Annotated in this window: 18 protein-coding genes and 1 other RNA gene; 10 read left to right on the forward strand and 9 right to left on the reverse strand. The window is 66.4% G+C overall.

The features are described 5' to 3' along the window. The first annotated feature begins 151 nt into the window (after nt 1-151). From EMQ25_RS17565 to recR, 5 genes are all read left to right on the forward strand, one after another. Complete coding sequence (locus EMQ25_RS17565) at nt 152-991, forward strand: prephenate dehydratase (RefSeq protein ID WP_127189917.1); 840 nt, start codon at nt 152-154, stop codon at nt 989-991. A 45-nt stretch (nt 992-1,036) separates the two neighbouring features. Beyond that, nucleotides 1,037-1,132, forward strand: an RNA gene (ffs, locus tag EMQ25_RS17570) — signal recognition particle sRNA small type. Nucleotides 1,133-1,214: 82 nt separating this feature from the next. Further along, complete coding sequence (locus EMQ25_RS17575; protein ID WP_127189918.1) at nt 1,215-2,933, forward strand: DNA polymerase III subunit gamma/tau; 1,719 nt, start codon at nt 1,215-1,217, stop codon at nt 2,931-2,933. Continuing rightward, nucleotides 2,930-3,253: a YbaB/EbfC family nucleoid-associated protein gene (locus EMQ25_RS17580; RefSeq protein ID WP_127189919.1), complete on the forward strand. Its 324-nt coding sequence runs from the start codon at nt 2,930-2,932 to the stop codon at nt 3,251-3,253. The genes EMQ25_RS17575 and EMQ25_RS17580 overlap by 4 nt, the downstream gene beginning before the upstream one ends. Nucleotides 3,254-3,456: 203 nt before the next feature. Next, complete coding sequence (gene recR, locus EMQ25_RS17585) at nt 3,457-4,062, forward strand: recombination mediator RecR (protein ID WP_127189920.1); 606 nt, start codon at nt 3,457-3,459, stop codon at nt 4,060-4,062. Nucleotides 4,063-4,066: 4 nt separating this feature from the next. Here recR and EMQ25_RS17590 read toward each other — a convergent pair whose 3' ends face one another. After that, the gene (locus EMQ25_RS17590) at nt 4,067-4,447 is read right to left on the reverse strand and encodes a hypothetical protein (protein WP_127189921.1); all 381 of its coding nucleotides are present in this window, start codon (nt 4,445-4,447) and stop codon (nt 4,067-4,069) included. 135 nt (nt 4,448-4,582) lie between these two features. On the opposite strand from EMQ25_RS17590, the gene EMQ25_RS17595 reads away from it, so the two are divergent. Further along, the gene (locus EMQ25_RS17595; protein WP_127189922.1) at nt 4,583-4,801 is read left to right on the forward strand and encodes a hypervirulence associated TUDOR domain-containing protein; all 219 of its coding nucleotides are present in this window, start codon (nt 4,583-4,585) and stop codon (nt 4,799-4,801) included. On the opposite strand, the gene EMQ25_RS17600 is transcribed toward EMQ25_RS17595, so the two are convergent. Then, nucleotides 4,802-5,932, reverse strand: a complete 1,131-nt coding sequence (locus tag EMQ25_RS17600) for a DNA recombination protein RmuC (RefSeq protein WP_127189923.1) — start codon at nt 5,930-5,932, stop codon at nt 4,802-4,804. Nucleotides 5,933-6,064: 132 nt separating this feature from the next. On the opposite strand from EMQ25_RS17600, the gene def reads away from it, so the two are divergent. Both def and fmt read left to right on the forward strand, forming a co-directional pair. Further along, nucleotides 6,065-6,577, forward strand: coding sequence for a peptide deformylase (gene def, locus EMQ25_RS17605; protein ID WP_127189924.1), 513 nt, complete (start codon nt 6,065-6,067; stop codon nt 6,575-6,577). A gap of 52 nt (nt 6,578-6,629) precedes the next feature. After that, the gene (fmt, locus tag EMQ25_RS17610; RefSeq protein WP_127189925.1) at nt 6,630-7,553 is read left to right on the forward strand and encodes a methionyl-tRNA formyltransferase; all 924 of its coding nucleotides are present in this window, start codon (nt 6,630-6,632) and stop codon (nt 7,551-7,553) included. 6 nt (nt 7,554-7,559) lie between these two features. Here fmt and EMQ25_RS17615 read toward each other — a convergent pair whose 3' ends face one another. Further along, on the reverse strand, nt 7,560-9,068 hold the full coding sequence (locus EMQ25_RS17615) for a glycosyltransferase family 39 protein (protein WP_127189926.1): 1,509 nt from the start codon (nt 9,066-9,068) through the stop codon (nt 7,560-7,562). Nucleotides 9,069-9,167: 99 nt separating this feature from the next. On the opposite strand from EMQ25_RS17615, the gene truA reads away from it, so the two are divergent. Further along, nucleotides 9,168-9,905 carry a tRNA pseudouridine(38-40) synthase TruA gene (truA, locus tag EMQ25_RS17620; protein ID WP_127189927.1) on the forward strand — a complete coding sequence of 246 codons (738 nt, stop codon included), beginning with the start codon at nt 9,168-9,170 and terminating at the stop codon, nt 9,903-9,905. Here the strand turns inward: truA and EMQ25_RS17625 are convergent. The 4 genes from EMQ25_RS17625 to dapD all read right to left on the reverse strand — a co-directional run bounded on the left by EMQ25_RS17625 (nt 9,902) and on the right by dapD (nt 13,308). Then, complete coding sequence (locus tag EMQ25_RS17625; protein ID WP_127189928.1) at nt 9,902-10,468, reverse strand: hypothetical protein; 567 nt, start codon at nt 10,466-10,468, stop codon at nt 9,902-9,904. The two genes, truA and EMQ25_RS17625, sit on opposite strands and share 4 nt — an antisense overlap. 166 nt (nt 10,469-10,634) lie before the next feature. Further along, entirely contained in the window at nt 10,635-11,807 is a 1,173-nt protein-coding gene (gene dapE, locus EMQ25_RS17630; RefSeq protein ID WP_127189929.1) for a succinyl-diaminopimelate desuccinylase, read from the reverse strand. Then, nucleotides 11,804-12,370, reverse strand: coding sequence for a DUF805 domain-containing protein (locus EMQ25_RS17635; RefSeq protein ID WP_158626138.1), 567 nt, complete (start codon nt 12,368-12,370; stop codon nt 11,804-11,806). The genes dapE and EMQ25_RS17635 overlap by 4 nt, the downstream gene beginning before the upstream one ends. Before the next feature lie 92 nt (nt 12,371-12,462). Beyond that, a complete protein-coding gene (gene dapD / locus EMQ25_RS17640) occupies nt 12,463-13,308 on the reverse strand; it encodes a 2,3,4,5-tetrahydropyridine-2,6-dicarboxylate N-succinyltransferase (protein ID WP_127189931.1) in 846 nt (281 codons plus the stop codon). A gap of 159 nt (nt 13,309-13,467) precedes the next feature. On the opposite strand from dapD, the gene EMQ25_RS17645 reads away from it, so the two are divergent. Beyond that, nucleotides 13,468-14,331 (forward strand): LOG family protein, encoded by an 864-nt coding sequence (locus tag EMQ25_RS17645; protein WP_127189932.1) that lies wholly within the window; start codon nt 13,468-13,470, stop codon nt 14,329-14,331. A gap of 3 nt (nt 14,332-14,334) precedes the next feature. Here the strand turns inward: EMQ25_RS17645 and EMQ25_RS17650 are convergent, their stop codons facing one another. After that, nucleotides 14,335-15,045, reverse strand: a complete 711-nt coding sequence (locus EMQ25_RS17650; RefSeq protein ID WP_244606641.1) for a pyrimidine 5'-nucleotidase — start codon at nt 15,043-15,045, stop codon at nt 14,335-14,337. Between the two features lie 56 nt (nt 15,046-15,101). Then, nucleotides 15,102-15,992, reverse strand: coding sequence for an acetylglutamate kinase (argB, locus tag EMQ25_RS17655; RefSeq protein WP_127189933.1), 891 nt, complete (start codon nt 15,990-15,992; stop codon nt 15,102-15,104). Nucleotides 15,993-16,134 lie beyond the last annotated feature (142 nt).

The following is a 16,134-nucleotide window of genomic DNA, read 5'->3' on the forward strand; positions in this document are numbered from 1 at the left end:
TCGCTCCCCCCGCGGCACGCAACGGGTTTGGCGCCGGGTGCGACAATTCCCCCGCCCAATGTTCAGCCCGGCCATGGCCATGGCCGGGCGAATTGACTTGAGCGCCTGCGCTCGCCATTAGTGGCGCGCAGTTCAACCCAAGAGCAGTCCCATGGCCAGAAAAATCGCGTTCCAGGGCGAACCGGGCGCGTTCAGCCACGCCGCCACCCATGCCGTATTCCCCGATGACGAGGTGCTGCCCTGCACCACTTTCGAGGACACCATCGCCGCCGTGCAGCGGGGCGATGCCGATTTCGGCGTGGTGCCGGTCGAGAACTCTCTCTATGGGCGTATCACCGACATCTATCATCTGCTGCCCTCGAGCGGGCTCTATATCGTGGGCGAGCATTTTCTCCGTGTGGAGATGAATCTCCTCGGCGTGCCGGGCGCGCGGCTCGAGGAGGTGAAGACCGTCCAGAGCCTTTCGGTGGCGCTGGGCCAGTGCCGCAAGTTCATCCAGGAGCACGGGCTCAAGACCGTCAATGGCGTCGATACCGCGGGCTCGGCCCGCGAGATCGCCGAGCGCGGCGACCCGAGCGCGGCGGCGATCGCCTCGCGCTTTGCCGCCGAGGTCTACGGCCTCGACGTGCTTGCCGCCAATATCGAGGATGCTGCGCACAACACGACCCGCTTCCTCGTCATCGCACGGGACAAGCAGGAGGCCGCGGCGGGCAATGGACGGGTCAAGACGACGTTCGTCTTCCGTGTTCGCAACGTGCCCGCCGCGCTCTACAAGGCCATGGGTGGGTTCGCGACCAACGGGGTCAACATGACCAAGCTCGAGAGCTACATGCTCGACGGCTCGTTCACCGCCACCCAGTTCTATGCCGATGTCGAGGGGCATCCCACGGACCGCAACGTGGCGCTTGCCTTCGAGGAGCTGGGCTTTTTCACCGATTACTTCCGCATTCTGGGCGTTTATGCCGCCGGGGATATCGGCGAGGGGCACTGAGCGGCCGGTCTTGCCAAGCGGATCGTCCTCGCCCATATAGGGCGCGGGAGGTTGGCGCGGACGTGTTCCTCGCCAACCGGGTCAGGTCCGGAAGGAAGCAGCCCCAACGAGACCTTCACGGGTCGTTGCCAACCTCCTGCTTCATCCCCATCTGTGGAAGACCGAAATGAGGCACCCCATGGCGGTGGAGGCCTCGCGCTATCCTGCGCTATAAGGAGCGGCCATGGCGACCTCCGACACAGCCCATTCCCCCTATCTCGTGCTCGCGCGCAAATACCGCCCGCTGAGCTTTTCGGGGCTGATCGGGCAGGACGCGATGGTCCAGACCCTGTCGAACGCGTTCAAGTCGGGCCGCATCCATCATGCCTTCATCCTGACCGGCGTGCGCGGGGTGGGCAAGACGACGACCGCCCGCATTCTGGCCCGGGCCTTCAACTACGAGGATGAAGAGGGGCGGCGCCCGACCCTCGATCTTTCCGAGGAGGGCGTGCACTGCCGCGCCATCATCGAGGGGCGGCATGTCGACGTGGTGGAGATGGATGCCGCCTCCAATACCGGCATCGGCGACATCCGCGAGATCATCGATTCGGTCAAATACGGGCCGGTCTCGGCGCCCTACAAGGTCTACATCATCGACGAGGTGCACATGCTCTCGACGGCGGCCTTCAACGGGCTGCTGAAGACGCTCGAGGAGCCGCCGCCCTACGTCAAGTTCATCTTCGCGACGACCGAGATCAGAAAGGTGCCCGTCACCATTCTGAGCCGCTGCATGCGGTTCGACCTGCGGCGCGTCACGCCCGAGGTGATGACCGCCCATCTGATCGACCTGCTCGAGCGCGAGGCGATCCCTTATGAGCCCGAGGCGCTGGCGATGATCGTGCGCGCGGGCGAGGGTTCTGTGCGCGACAACCAGTCCCTGCTCGACCAGGCGATCTCCCATGGCGACGGGCGGGTGACCGCCGAGACGGTGAAGGCGATGCTGGGGCTCGCGGACCGGGCGATGACGATCGATCTGTTCGAGACGCTGATGCAAGGGGACATCGCGACGGCGCTCGGGCAGCTGGGCGGGCTTTACGATGCCGGCGCCGACCCCCAGACGATCCTTTCGGATCTCGCGACGCTGACCCATCTCGTAACGCGCATCAAGCTCGTGCCGTCGGCTGCCGAGGATGCGTCTCTCACCCCCGACGAACGCACGCGCGGGGCCGATCTTGCCGGCCGGCTTTCCATGCGCGCCCTGACGCGGGCCTGGCAGATCCTCTTCAAGGGCTATGAGGAAGTCTCGCGCGCGGGCAATGCCATGCAGGCTGCCGAAATGGTGCTGATCCGGCTGACGCACGCGCTCGACCTGCCGAGCCCCGACGAGATCATCGCGAAATTCGCCAACCAGCCCGCGCCTTCGGGCCAGTCCGGCCCCTCGATGCGACCGGGCGGTGGCGGCGGTGGTGCGCAGGCGCTGCGCATCGAGACGCGGACGGCCGAGCCGTTGCCGACCCCAGCCCCTTCTCCCGCGCCGCTTGCAGGCCCCCAGAGCTATCAGGAACTGATCGCACTTGCCGGGGCAAAGCGCGACCTCATCGTCAAGCACGCGCTCGAATCGGCGCTGCGCCCGATCAGCCTTACCGATGGACGGCTCGAAGTGGGGCTCGTCGAAGGCGCCGATCCGGGGATCGTCCAGACGCTTTCGGCGCGCCTCAAGCTCTGGACCGGCCGCAGCTGGCTCGTGACGGTTTCCAACAAGCCCGAGGCGGCCGCGCCGACCATTCGCGAGATGCGCGCCGCGCGCGAGGCCGCGAGCACCGCGGAGGCCCATGAGGATCCGCTGGTGCAGGCCATTCTTTCGACTTTTCCCGGCGCCAGGCTGGTCAATGTGAACGTGCGCGATGACGCGCTTCCGGCCCAGATGCCATCCGCTCCAGAACTCGAAGAGGACGACGAATGAAAGACATTATGGGCATGATGAAGAAAGCCCAGGAACTTCAGGCCCGTATGGGCGAGATGCAGGAAAACCTCGCGAACATGACGGTGGAGGGAAGCGCCGGCGGCGGGCTTGTGACCGTGACGCTTTCGGGCAAGAGTGATCTGCGCGGCCTTAAAATCGACCCATCTCTCTTCAAAGAAGACGATGTCGAAGTGCTCGAGGATTTGATCATCGCCGCCCATGCCGACGCCAAGGCTCGCGCCGAGGCGGAGATGAGCCAGAAGATGCAGGAGATGACTGCCGGTCTTCCCCTGCCTCCGGGCATGAAATTCCCGTTCTAGTCAATCCGGTTTGCCGGTATTGTCCTTCCAGCGTCCCTGCCGGCCTCCGGGTCGACAGGCGGTCCGGCGGGTGGGTCGCAGGGTCACTACTGTGAACGCTACCCCTTCTTCCTTCCCGTCCGCACCCGAGTCGCCCTCTCCGTTCAGGAGACGGGCGGCCTGGGGTGCGTTCCCTATCCTCTGACGCGGCCCGGAGCGGCGACATGGCCAATGGCGGCCCGGAAATCGAACAGCTGATTCAGCTCCTGGCGCGCCTACCCGGGCTCGGCCCGCGCTCGGCGCGGCGGGCCGTGCTGCACCTGATCAAGCGCAAGGACGCGCTGATGGTGCCGCTCTCGGCCGCGCTCGACCGGGCGGTAGCCGCGGTGCGGGTCTGCGAAACCTGCGGCAATGTCGACACCGTCTCGCCCTGCCATATCTGCACCGATCCGCGGCGCGAACAGTCCGGGCTCCTCATTGTGGTCGAGGACGTGGCCGATCTCTGGGCGCTGGAGCGGGCGGGCGTCGGCGCGGTCCGCTATCATGTGCTCGGTGGCGTGCTCTCGCCGCTCGACGGGATCGGGCCCGAGGATCTGACGATCGAACAGCTGCTTGGCCGGGCCGCGGGATTTTCCGAGATCGTCCTGGCGGTGAATGCCACGGTCGAAGGCCAGACGACGGCGCACTACATTACCGATCGCCTTGCGGGCTCGGGGGTGAGGATCACCCGTCTTGCCCATGGCGTGCCGGTGGGTGGAGAGCTCGATTACCTCGACGAGGGCACGCTGAGCCAGGCGCTGCGCGCCCGGACCGCAATGGATCCGGGCTGAGCACTCAGTCGCGGTCCTCTTGCTCGATGGCTTCGAGTTCGTCCGAATCCGGGGCAAGGGTCTCGCGGTGATCGGCCGGGTCGTGATCGAAGCTCGTCGGTTCGCCGGACGCCCAGCTTTCCTCGAGCCGCTCGATGGCATCATCGAGCTCGCGCAGTAGCGCGCCGGGATCATCCGTGCCGAGATCGGCGGTTTCGCGCGCGGCGACTTCCTCACGCATCTCGCGCAGGCGGGCCACGCGTTCCTCGGCGGGGCGCTCGTCGCTATAGAGGAATTCGTCGATCTCGGTCTGGCTCACCGGTTGCGCGATGCCGGGGGGAAAGGCGTCGTCGTCGAGCCCGGTGTTCTGCGGCAATACGGTACCCTGGTGGTTGAGGCGGCTCATCCCGCGTCCTCCCTTTTCTGTTCTCGTTTCACCCACAACGCGCCGAGGGTGCTCCCGGTTCGCGGCCAAGATGGGGCCGGCGCGGGAACGCAGGAGGAGCGCCTGTCGTTTGGGGCGGACGAAAGGGAGGCGAAAATGGCCGAGACGCTGCGCAAGGGCACGAAAGTGAAGTGGAGCTGGGGCAAGAGCACGGCGACCGGCAAGATCACCGAAAGGTTCACAAAGAAGGTCACCCGCACCCTGAAAGGTGCCGAAGTGACCCGTGATGCGAGCACCAAGGAGCCGGCCTACCTCATCGAGCAGGAGGATGGCACGAAGGTTTTAAAGAGCCGGAGCGAACTCAGCCGGGCCTGATCAGTCCGCCGCGATCCGGGGGTTCTCCTCGAATTCCATCGCATCGATTTTCTCGCCGCGCCGCGTGACCTTGCCCGTGGAGATCAGGATCTCCGAGAGGTCCCGGCTCGTCTGCTGGAAATGGGTCTGGAGCTTGCCGACGCGCTCGTCGAGGCGGCCGATATCGGCCAGCAGTTCGCGGACTTCCTTCTGGATCAGATGCGCCTGCTCACGCATGCGCACGTCGCGGAGGAGGGCCTGGATGACCTGGACAGAAAGCATGAGGAGGGACGGGGACACTATGACGACCCGGGCGCGCGCCGCGCGCTGCACGATCTCGGGGAAGCGCTCGTGAATGTCCGCGAAGATGGATTCGGAGGGCACGAAGAGGAAGGCCGTGTCCTGGGTCTCCCCTGCGATCAGATATTTTTCGGCGATCGCCCTGATATGGACCCCCATGTCGCGAGCGAAATCCGCATTTGCCAGCCGCAGCGCTTCGGGCGTCTCGGCGGCACCGAGGCGCTGCCAGCTTTCGAGCGGGAATTTCGCATCGATGACGAGGGCGGGCTGGCCGTTGGGCATGCTGACGACGCAGTCCGGGCGGCTGCCATTGGAGAGGGTGGGCTGAAAGCTGTAGCTCTGCAGGGCGAGGCCGTCGGCGATGATCGCCTCCATTCGCCCCTGGCCGAAGGCGCCGCGGGTCTGCTTGTTGGCAAGGATCGACTGCAGCGAGACGATCTCGCTCGAAAGCGCGGTGATGTTGGTCTGCGCCCGGTCGATGACGGCGAGCCGCTCATGGAGTTTCGAAAGGCTCTCCTCGGTTTTCGAGCGGGTGTCGAGCATGGCCTGCCCGAGCCGCTGCCCCTGGCTGTCGAGCCGCTCATTGACGAGACGGGCAAGGTGCGAGGTCCGCTCCCCGAAGATTTCCGACATGGTCTGCATGCGCCCGGTCATTTCGGACTGGATGCGCATAAGGTCGGCGAGCCGGCGTTCGGCTTCGGCGCTGCGGAGCGCCGCATCCTCGGCCTCGGCCCGGCGCTGCCGGTTGGCCGAAATTGTCGAGGCGACCAGCAGCAGGACGAGCCCGCAGAGCACGCCGGCGACGATCAGCAGCGGGTTCTCAAAGAGCAGCAGGGCATCGGTCGGGGGCATGGCGGGTCTCCTTGCTCCATCTCTACCCGATTCGGTTTATGCTTTGTTCCCCACCACGCCAGCCGGCCCGCCTGTTGACCCGGGGCGGGGAAATACCATATTCAGCCCCATCTTCCCAAAGGACGCATTGCAATGGCCACTCGCCCCATACTGACGCTGCCCGATCCGCGCCTGCGTGCGGTCGCCGACCCGATCGCCGAGATCGACGAGGGTGTGCGCAGCCTGGCCCAGGACATGCTCGACACCATGTATGCCGCTCCCGGCATCGGCCTTGCGGGGCCGCAGATCGGCGAGATGAAGCGCATCGTGGTCATGGATCTGGCCAAGGATGGCGAGGACCCGACGCCGATCGTGATGATCAATCCCGAGATCCTCGCCTTTTCCGACGATACTGTCGTGACCGAAGAGGGCTGCCTCTCGATCCCCGAGCTCTTCTACGACGTCGAGCGCCCTGCCGCCGTGACGGTGAGCTATCGCGATCTCGAGGGCAAGGACGTGACGCTCGAGGCCGATGATCGACTGGCGATCTGCATCCAGCACGAGATCGACCATCTCGATGGCGTTCTTTACATCGACTATCTGTCGCGCCTGAAGCGCGACCGCGTGCTCAAGAAGTTCCAGAAGGCGGCGCGCCGCACCGCCTGATCGCCTGGCCCGCCCGACCGGGGCGGGCTCGCTTTTTCCCATGAGGACCCCAATGCGCATCGTCTTCATGGGCACGCCCGAATTTTCCGTGCCCACCCTGACCGAGATCGTCAGTGCCGGCCACGAGGTCGTCGCGGTCTACACCCAGCCCCCGCGGCCGGCGGGGCGCGGCCAGGCCGAGCGGAAATCGCCCGTGCATCTGGCGGCCGAAGGCTTCGGCATTCCCGTCCTGAGCCCGAAGAGCCTGCGCGGTCCGGACGAACAGGCGGTCTTTGCGCTCCATGATGCCGATCTGGCCGTCGTCGTCGCCTATGGGCTCTTGCTCCCTAAGGCCGTCCTCGAGGCGCCGCGGCTCGGGTGCCTCAACCTCCATGGCTCGCTGCTGCCGCGCTGGCGTGGTGCGGCCCCGATCCAGCGCGCCATCATGGCGGGCGATGCGCGCACCGGCGTCATGGTCATGAAGATGGACGAAGGCCTCGACACCGGCCCTGTCGCCCTCGCCGAGGAAATGCCGATCGGCCCGGAGATGACTGCGGGCGAGCTTCACGACCAGATGATGCGTGTCGGCGCCGACCTCATGGGCCGGGCGCTGGCCGCGCTCGAGCGGGGCAGCCTCGATTTCTCGCCGCAGCCCGTAGAGGGCGTGACTTATGCTAGAAAGATCGACAAGGCCGAGGCCCGCATCGACTGGACGGGCGATGCGAACGCCATCCACAACCAGATCCGCGGGCTCTCGCCCTTTCCCGGCGCATGGTTCGAAGCAGAGGCCGGCGGCCAGCGTTTCCGCATCAAGCTCCTGCGCTCGCGCCCCGTTGTCGGAACGGGCGCGCCCGGAACCCTGCTCGGGGACGGGCTGACCATTGCCTGCAGCACCGGCGCGATCCGGGTGGTCACGCTCCAGCGCGAGGGCAAAGCGGCGATGGACGCCGAGACCTTCCTGCGCGGTACGAGCCTCGATCGGATCGTTCTGGCCTGAGCGGCATCAGGGGGCGTCGGTCCAGGCTTCGAAAAATGCCGGGAGCGGATCGGCCACCCGGTAGACGCCATATGCGCGCGGGCGGGGTTCGCCGGGCATGCGGGTGATCGTGCCGAGCGGCGTGACCGATCCGAACCGGTCGAGCGGCGCGCGATCTTCCCCCTCGCGTCCGAGCGCGACGACGTAAAGCGCGGGCCAGGAGAGCGCTTCGGGGGCGAGCGGCCCCTGAAAGCCGTAGCGCGCCCGTTCGTCGATCTGATGAACGTCGAGCGACCGACCGGCAAAGCGCGCGGCGGTGACGAGCGCGCCCGTCAGCGGATAGTCGCGGCTCGTTGCGACCCAATCGGCATCGGTCTGGGCAAGAATGTGCTGGACGCCGGCTTCGAGCAGGTCCCAGTCGCGCATTTCGGCCGTGCGGTCGCCCGAACCGATGGCAAAGGGCGTCCAGATCGCCTGGACGTAAAAGAGCATGGCAAAGGCGATGCCGAGCAGGGGCTGTAGCCAGAGCCCCGCCTTGCGCAGCCCGGCGCGCCAGCCGCGGGGACGGAGCGCAAGGGCGGCCCAGGCTGCGGCGAGCGAGAGCCCGGGCCAGGCCGGCACCAGCCAGTTTGCCTCGACCCGCCCGTGAAGCGCGTGCCAGAGGAAATAGGCGAGCATGGGGAGCGCCGTGAGGAGGACGAGCGCCAGCCCCTCCCGCGCCTCGTCGGCCCTGCGCCGGGCGAACCAGACCCCGGCAAGGATGGCGAGGATGAAGAGGGTGGGGCCGTTAAAGAGGGCCTGCCCGAGCAGCATCTCACCCAGATTGCCCGAACTGCCGTCCCCGCCGACCGTACGCCGTCCCTGGAAGACGAAGGAGGCCCACCCATTGGCCGCATTCCAGAAGAGGACGGGCGAAAAGACCAGGATCGCGATGGCGCCGCCCGCCCAGACCTGCCAGAGCCGGAGCCAGGCCCAGCGGGTGCGGCCCGAGGCAATGAGCAGCAGGATGCCGAGCCCCAAGAAGGCGTTGGTGTATTTGCCGAGGAGGCCGAGGCCGGCAAAGAGCCCGACCGCGAGCCACCAATTGGCATTGCGCCCGGCCATGAACTCGGCGAGCGCCCAGACCGCCAGCACCCAGAAAAGGAGCGAAGGCGTGTCCGGGGTGATGAGAAAGCCGAGCGTCCCTGCAAGGGTCAGATTGTACCAGATGACCCCGAGGGCGGCGACGCGCCGGTCGAAGAGGAGCATGCCGATGCGCCAGAGCGCGGCCGAGACGCCGAGCATGGAGAGTACCGCAAAGAGCCGGACCCCGAGCGCGGACTCGCCGGCAGTCGCCGTGCCGGCTGCAACGAACCAGGCGACGCCTGGGGCATGGTCGAGATAGCCGGGCGACAGCGCGGTCGACCAGAGCGCGTAGTAATTCTCGTCATGGACGAGACCGGTCGTGCCCGCGACGACGAGCCTGATCGCCGTCAGGACGAGAACGAAGAGGGCGACGAAACGCGGATCGGACCAGTGGGGGAGCGGCTTGGACATGGACGCGGACGCTAATTGGTTTCGCGGCGGGCCGAAAGCGGCAATGGACACTTGCCCACGCCATGGACAGCGCGGCGGATCAGGCTATAAGGCGCGACCATGCCCCGCTATCGCCTCACCCTCGAATATGACGGCACGCCCTTCAGGGGCTGGCAGCGCCAGGCTGACCTGCCTTCGGTGCAGCAGGCGCTCGAGGAGGCGATCGGACGGTTTTCGGGCGAAACGCCGGTGACGCAGGCGGCAGGCCGGACCGACACCGGCGTGCATGCGACGGGGCAGGTGGTCTCGTTCGACCTTTCGCGGGCCTGGGACCCCTTCCGCATCCGCGAGGCGCTCAATTTTCACCTGAAGCCGCTGCCAGTGGCGGTGGTGACGGCCGAGGCGGTGCCCGACACCTTCGAGGCGCGGTTCTCGGCGGTGCGGCGGCACTATCTCTATCGCATCCTCAATAGGCGGGCGCGGCCGGCGCTCGAGGCCAACCGCGTCTGGCACGTCGCGATCCCGCTCGAAGCCGGGCCGATGGACGAGGCGGCACAGATGATTCTCGGGCGGCACGATTTCACGACCTTCCGGGCGGCCGAATGCCAGGCCAATTCCCCGCTTAGGACCCTCGAGCATTTCTCGGTCCGGCGCGAGGGCGAGACGATTCTGATCGAGGCGAGCGCGCGCAGCTTCCTCCACCACCAGGTGCGCTCGATGGTGGGCTCGCTCAAGCTCGTGGGAGAGGGCAAGTGGCGGCCTGAGGATTTCCGCGCGGCGCTCGATGCGCGAGAACGCGCACGCTGCGGTCCGCTCGCGCCTTCAGCCGGGCTCTACCTCACCGGGGTCGACTACTAGACGGCGGGCATTTCAGGCAGCGGGAACATGCTGCCCACCACGATGAGCCCGACGCTTGCGCCGACGAGCTGGGCAACGAGGAACATCGCGATCTGCAGCGGGGAGAGCGTCACCACGAGCCGGGCGATGTTGATCTCGACCACGATGACGAGAATGCCGATGAAAACGAGCGCGACGTCCCCGGTCATTCCGGCAAAGGCGAGGATGGCCGAGAACACGGTGATGAAGAAGGTCGCCCAATTGTCCGCGACGATATAGGGGACGAGCCCATCGAGCCGTTTGAGCTGGCGCAGCACGATCGCCGCGAAAGCGAGCTGGAACGCATAGAGCAGCGTCACCATGACGAGCGAGCGGGCAACGGAAAAGCCTTCGCTCGCCATGCCGAGCATTGCGGGCAGATAGGCGTTGAAGGCAGTGATCACGAGCAGCGCGATGAAGCTGCCCACGAGGCCGCGCTGGCTGAAATCGAAATGCTCGGGCGCCCGTCGGTTGCCGATGGCGAGCGCAGCTACGCCGCGACCCGCCGCGACCAGCTCTTCCAATAGCGTCGTGTTGTTGGCCACAGCTCTCGTGTCCGTCAGTGTTCGGCGGATGCGGAGCATCCTTGGGGCGAAGGGCGGCAGGGCCGGCGGGGAGCCGGCGCAACGCCCGATTGCATGTAGAGCCTGTGGCCGCCGGCCACAAGCGGCGAACCGCCTCAAATGCGATCCATAGCGTCGCGGCGGGCCTTCAGGATGCGGTTGCGCCGAAGGCGGCGATGAAATCGGCATAGATCGCCTCGAGCGTGAGGACCTCGGCGATGGGCACGTTCTCGTCCACCTTGTGCATGGTGGTGCCGACAAGGCCGCATTCGACGACCGGGCAGATGGGTGCGATGAAGCGCGCGTCGGACGTGCCGCCGCCCGTCGAGAGCGCCGGGCGCGATCCGGTATGGGCGGCGATGACGTCCGAAAGCAGCGCCACCGCGCCGCTTTCGGGCGAGTGGAAGCAGCGCGAGACATTGCCGATCCGTTCGTGCCGGATGGTGCAGGACTGCGCATCGACCGAACCGATGCGCTCCTCGATCCAGCCGGTGAGCGTTTCGGCGGTCCAGAGATCATTGTGGCGAACGTTGAAGACGAGGGTGCCGCTCTCTGGGATGACATTGGTCACCCGATTGCCGGTATCGATCGAGACGATCTCGAGATTGGAGGGCTGGAAACGCTCGGTGCCGGTATCGAGCGGATCCTTTGTCAGTGCGGTGGCGATGGCGGCAAGGACGGGGAGCGGATTGCGGGCCCGCTCGGGATAGGCGACGTGCCCCTGGATGCCGGTCACCGTGACGCGGCCCGAGAGGGAACCGCGCCGGCCGATCTTGATGGCGTCCCCGAGCCGGGCGACCGAACTGGGTTCGCCCACGAGCGCAAAGTCAAAGGCGAGGCCCTTGTCCACGGCCCATTCGACGAGGCGCTTGGTGCCGTTGACGGCGTCCGCTTCCTCGTCATTTGTGATCATCAGCGAGATCGTGCCTCTGAGCCGGCCCTCGGCGTGCGCCCGGGCGACTGCGCCGACAAAGGCGGCAATGCCGCTCTTCATGTCGACCGCGCCGCGCCCGAAAAGCCGGCCTTCGGTCTCCACCGCTCCGAAGGGATCATGGGACCAGGCGGCGGGGTCGCCGGGCGGGACGACGTCGGTATGGCCTGCAAAAAGCAGGTGCGGCGCGCCGCTGCCGATGCTGGCAAAGAGATTGTCGACCGGGTAGGAGCCGCCGCCGGAAAAGGCGAGGCGTTCGACCGAAAAGCCGAGCCCGATGAGCGTGCTGGCGAGAAGGTCCATCACACCATCCGCTTCGGGGGTGACGGAGCGGCAGGCGAGCATGGAGCGGAGGAGGCCGATGGCCACCCCGTCAGTCGAAACGGTCATCGCGCATCCTGTTGGGTGGGCGCCAGTGGGTCGGGGCCGTAGCGGTTGGGGCCCGCAGTCCCCTTGAGGAAGCCCATGACGATGAAGAGGTAGAGCCCGAGCAGGCCGGTGACGATGTTGAGCGCGATCAGCGGCAGGGTGGGTGCGACGACGAGCCCGTCCTCGAAGGCGACGATCTCGTTGCCGATGCCGACCGACTGCAGGGCAAGCCCCAGCAGCGTGAGGGCATAGAGCACGATGGCGTCTGCCCCGCTGCTGTTGCGGTCGTGCCGGCGCTTGACCATGAGCGCAAGGGCCGGATAGCCGATGATCAGGTTGACCACGAGGCTCGCCCAGGCCCCGCGCTGCGCCGCTTCCAGCATCAGCGCGCTTGCTTCGGCGCCGTCATAATCGGGCTGCTCGAAGAGGATCATGGCCCGCTGCAGGAAGTCCCCGCTCATCAGCGGCGCGAGCAGGAGCGTCAGGACGATGGCAAGAAGCGCAAGGACCAGCACGCCGAGCCAGAAGCCCTTGCGCGCGATTCTGCCCTCGAAGGACCTGAAACTGTCGACGATCCCGCTCATCCTGAGGTCCCTTCCCCGCAACAAGATCGGGCGAGCATAGGCCAAGCGCTTGGCCGAGGCGAGGGGGCGGGGCCGACCCGCCCCCCGCTGCATCAGTCGCGCAGCAGGTCGTTGATCGAAGTCTTGGAGCGGGTCTGGGCGTCGACCTTCTTGACGATCACCGCGCAATAGAGGTTCGGGCCGGGCGTGCCATCGGGGAGAGGCTTGCCGGGCAGGCTGCCCGAGACGACGACCGAATAGGGCGGCACCTTGCCGATATGGACCTCGCCCGTCGCCCGATCGACGATCTTGGTCGAAGCGCCGATGAAGACGCCCATGGAGACGACCGCGCCTTCCCCGACGACCACGCCCTCGACGATCTCGGAGCGTGCGCCGATGAAGCAATTGTCCTCGATGATGACGGGGCCGGCCTGTAGCGGCTCGAGCACGCCGCCAATGCCGACACCACCCGACAGATGCACGTTCTTGCCGATCTGCGCACACGAGCCGACGGTGACCCAGGTGTCGACCATGGTCCCTTCATCGACATAGGCCCCCAGATTGACGAAGCTCGGCATCAGGATGACGCCCTTGCCGATATGGGCCGAATGCCGGACGATCGCGCCCGGCACGGCGCGGAAGCCGGCGCCCCGGAACTCCGCCTCGCCCCAGCCGGCGAACTTGGCGGGCACCTTGTCCCACCAGGACGAACCCTGCGGGCCGCCTTCGATCAGCATGTTGTCGTTGAGGCGGAAGGAGAGCAGCACCGCTTTCTTCAGCCACTGATTGACCTGCCATTCGCCGTCCGCCGTCCGCTCGGCGACGCGCGCCTGGCCGCTGTCGAGCAGGCCGAGTGCGGTCTCGACGGCGTCGCGCACTTCGCCTTTCGTGCCGGTATTGATCTCGGAACGGGCTTCGAAGGCGGCATCGATGCGGGCGGCAAGTTCGGTATGGGCCATGTCGGGCTGTCTCGCGTCTTGGAAAACTTCGGCCGGACATTACCCCAAACCCCGCCCCGTGCAAGCGGCGAGCGGCGCGACCAAAGGGAGAGTTGACCCCGCCCGCACCGATCCTTAACCGGGGGCCCTGTACCCTTCGCGTACACAAGGAGAGCCAGAATGGCCAAACGCCGGCATACGCCGCTCCGTACCTCGGGCGAGGACATCGACGCCTCCAAGCGCGCCCCGCAAACGCCGCAGACGCGTTCCCCGGCCTATCGGCTCGCCTTCTCGGACGAGGAGTTCATGACCTCCGAGGATACGCGCGGCATCCGGTTCCAGCTTGAATATCTGAAGCCCGAATTCCGCCTGCGCGAAATGGGCATCAATTCGACGGTGGTGCTGTTCGGGGGCGCGCGCATTCCCGAGCCGGGCAAAGCCGCCTGGGCAGCGCGCAACGCGACCCAGAAGACCAATCTCGAAGCCGCCTCCCGCTACTACACCGAAGCGCGGCGGTTCGCCCAATATGTCTCGCTGACCTCCAAGGCGCTCGACCACCGCGATTTCGTCGTGACGACCGGCGGCGGACCGGGCGTGATGGAAGCGGGTAATCGCGGGGCAGCCGATGTGGGCGCCATGTCGATCGGGCTCAACATCGTCCTGCCGCACGAGCAGGCGCCGAACCTCTTCGTCACGCCCGAGCTCGCCTTCAACTTCCACTATTTCGCGACCCGCAAGATCCATTTCCTGCTGCGCGCCCGGGCCGTCGCCATTTTCCCGGGCGGCTTCGGCACGCTCGACGAATTCTTCGAGACGCTGACGCTGATCCAGACCGGGCGGATGGAGCGCATCCCGCTGCTTTTGTTCGGCTACGAGTTCTGGACCAAGGTGATCGATTTCGAGGCGCTGGCCGATGCGGGCACGATTTCACCCGACGACATCAAGCTCTTCACCGTCGTCGACAGCGCCGAAGAGGGCTGGGACTGCATTCGTCGCCACTACAATTTGCCCGAGATCACGCTCGATCCGGGCATCGAAGGCTGAGCCTCAGGGCAGGCGGGTGAGGAAGCCCGCCAGATCGTCGGTGACGTGGTGCACGTGCTCTTCGAGCGTGCGCCCGAGCTCCCAGTCATCGACCTGCTCATGCGCAAAGCCCGGCCCGGCGACGACCTGCACGGTCGCCATGCCGATCTCATGGGGCACGCGCAGGTTCTTTTCGAGATCGTCGAACATGGCCGCGCAGCGCGCGTCGATCCCGTGGCGCGCGAGAAAGCCGTCATAAGCCTCGCGCAGCGGCTTGGGCCTGTAGGACATGGCGCGGATGTCGAAGACGCCCTCGAAAAGCGAATCGGAGACCCCGAGCCGGTTCAGCACCGCATGGGCGTGATTGACGTCGCCATTGGTGAGGATGAACTTGCGTCCGGGAAGTGCCGTGATCGCCGCGACCAGCTCGGGATGGGCGCTGACCGGGGAATAGTCGATCGCGTGCACGACCCCGAGATAATGGTCGGGATTGACCTCGTGCCGGTGCATCAGCCCGTTCAGCGTCGTGCCGAAATCGCGGTAATAGGTCTTCTGCAGCGCCCGCGCCGCCTCGAGGTCGAGCCGCGTCACGTCCATCACATAGGAGGTGATGAGCGTATCGATCTGCGCGAAGAGGTTGCATTCACGCGGATAGAGCGTGTTGTCGAGATCGAACACCCAGTCGGTGACATGGGCGAAGCTGCGAGCGGCGATGGGCGGGGTCATGGCGTTCATGAGAGCATATTGGCGATGGACATCTCAAAAATCCATGACCATCGCCAAAGCTTGATTCACCGGACGATCAGCGTGCCTGCGCCATGCTCGGTGAAGAGCTCGACCAGCACCACGTGCTCGGTCTTGCCGTTGAGGATGACGACGCCCTCGACCCCGTTGTCGAGCGCCTCGAGGCAGGTTTCGACCTTCGGGATCATGCCGCCCGAGATCGTGCCATCGGCGATGAGCGCGCGCGCATCGCGCATGGTGAGCTCGGGGATGAGCTTGCCATCCCTGTCGAGCACGCCCGGCACGTCGGTGAGGAACAGAAGGCGCTTGGCGCCGAGCGACCCGGCGATGGCGCCCGCGAAAGTGTCGGCGTTGATGTTGTAGGTCGCCCCGTCGCGGCCCGGCGCCACGGGCGCGATCACCGGGATCATCTCCGAGCGCGCAAGCAGGTCAAGAAGCGTGCGATCGACTTCGACCGGTTCGCCCACGAAGCCGAGATCGAGCACGCGCTCGATGTTGGAGCCCGGATCGCGCCATTTCTTCTCGGCCTTGCGCGCAAAGACCATGTTGCCGTCCTTGCCGCAGAGCCCGATCGCCCACTCGCCCTCGGCATTGATCAGCGCGACGATCTCCTTGTTGATGGAGCCGGCCAGCACCATCTCGACGATTTCCATCGTCCGCTGGTCGGTGACGCGCAGCCCGCCCTCGAACTTGGATTCGATGCCGAGATTCTTGAGCATGGAGGCGATCTGCGGCCCCCCGCCATGCACGACGATCGGATTGACCTTGGACTGCTTGAGCAGCGCGATGTCGCGCGCGAAGGCCTGCCCCAGGCGCGGATCGCCCATGGCATGGCCGCCATATTTCACGACGACCGTCTTGCCCTCGTAGCGCTGCATGTAGGGCAGCGCCTGGGCGAGGATCGAGGCGTCGCGGGAAAAGGCTTCGGTATCGGGCATGAGGGCGTTCCCAGTGGCGTTGCGGGGCGCACCCTATAGCGCAATTGGCGGCGCTGTGAACCGGTTTCGGGCCGGTAGGGCCATTCCGTCGGCCCCTTGATGCAAAAAGGGGATACCGCAGGCGCCCCGGCTCTGGTCTAAT

Source organism: Arsenicitalea aurantiaca (genome assembly GCF_003994485.1).
Classification (GTDB): Bacteria; Pseudomonadota; Alphaproteobacteria; order Rhizobiales; family Devosiaceae; genus Arsenicitalea; species Arsenicitalea aurantiaca.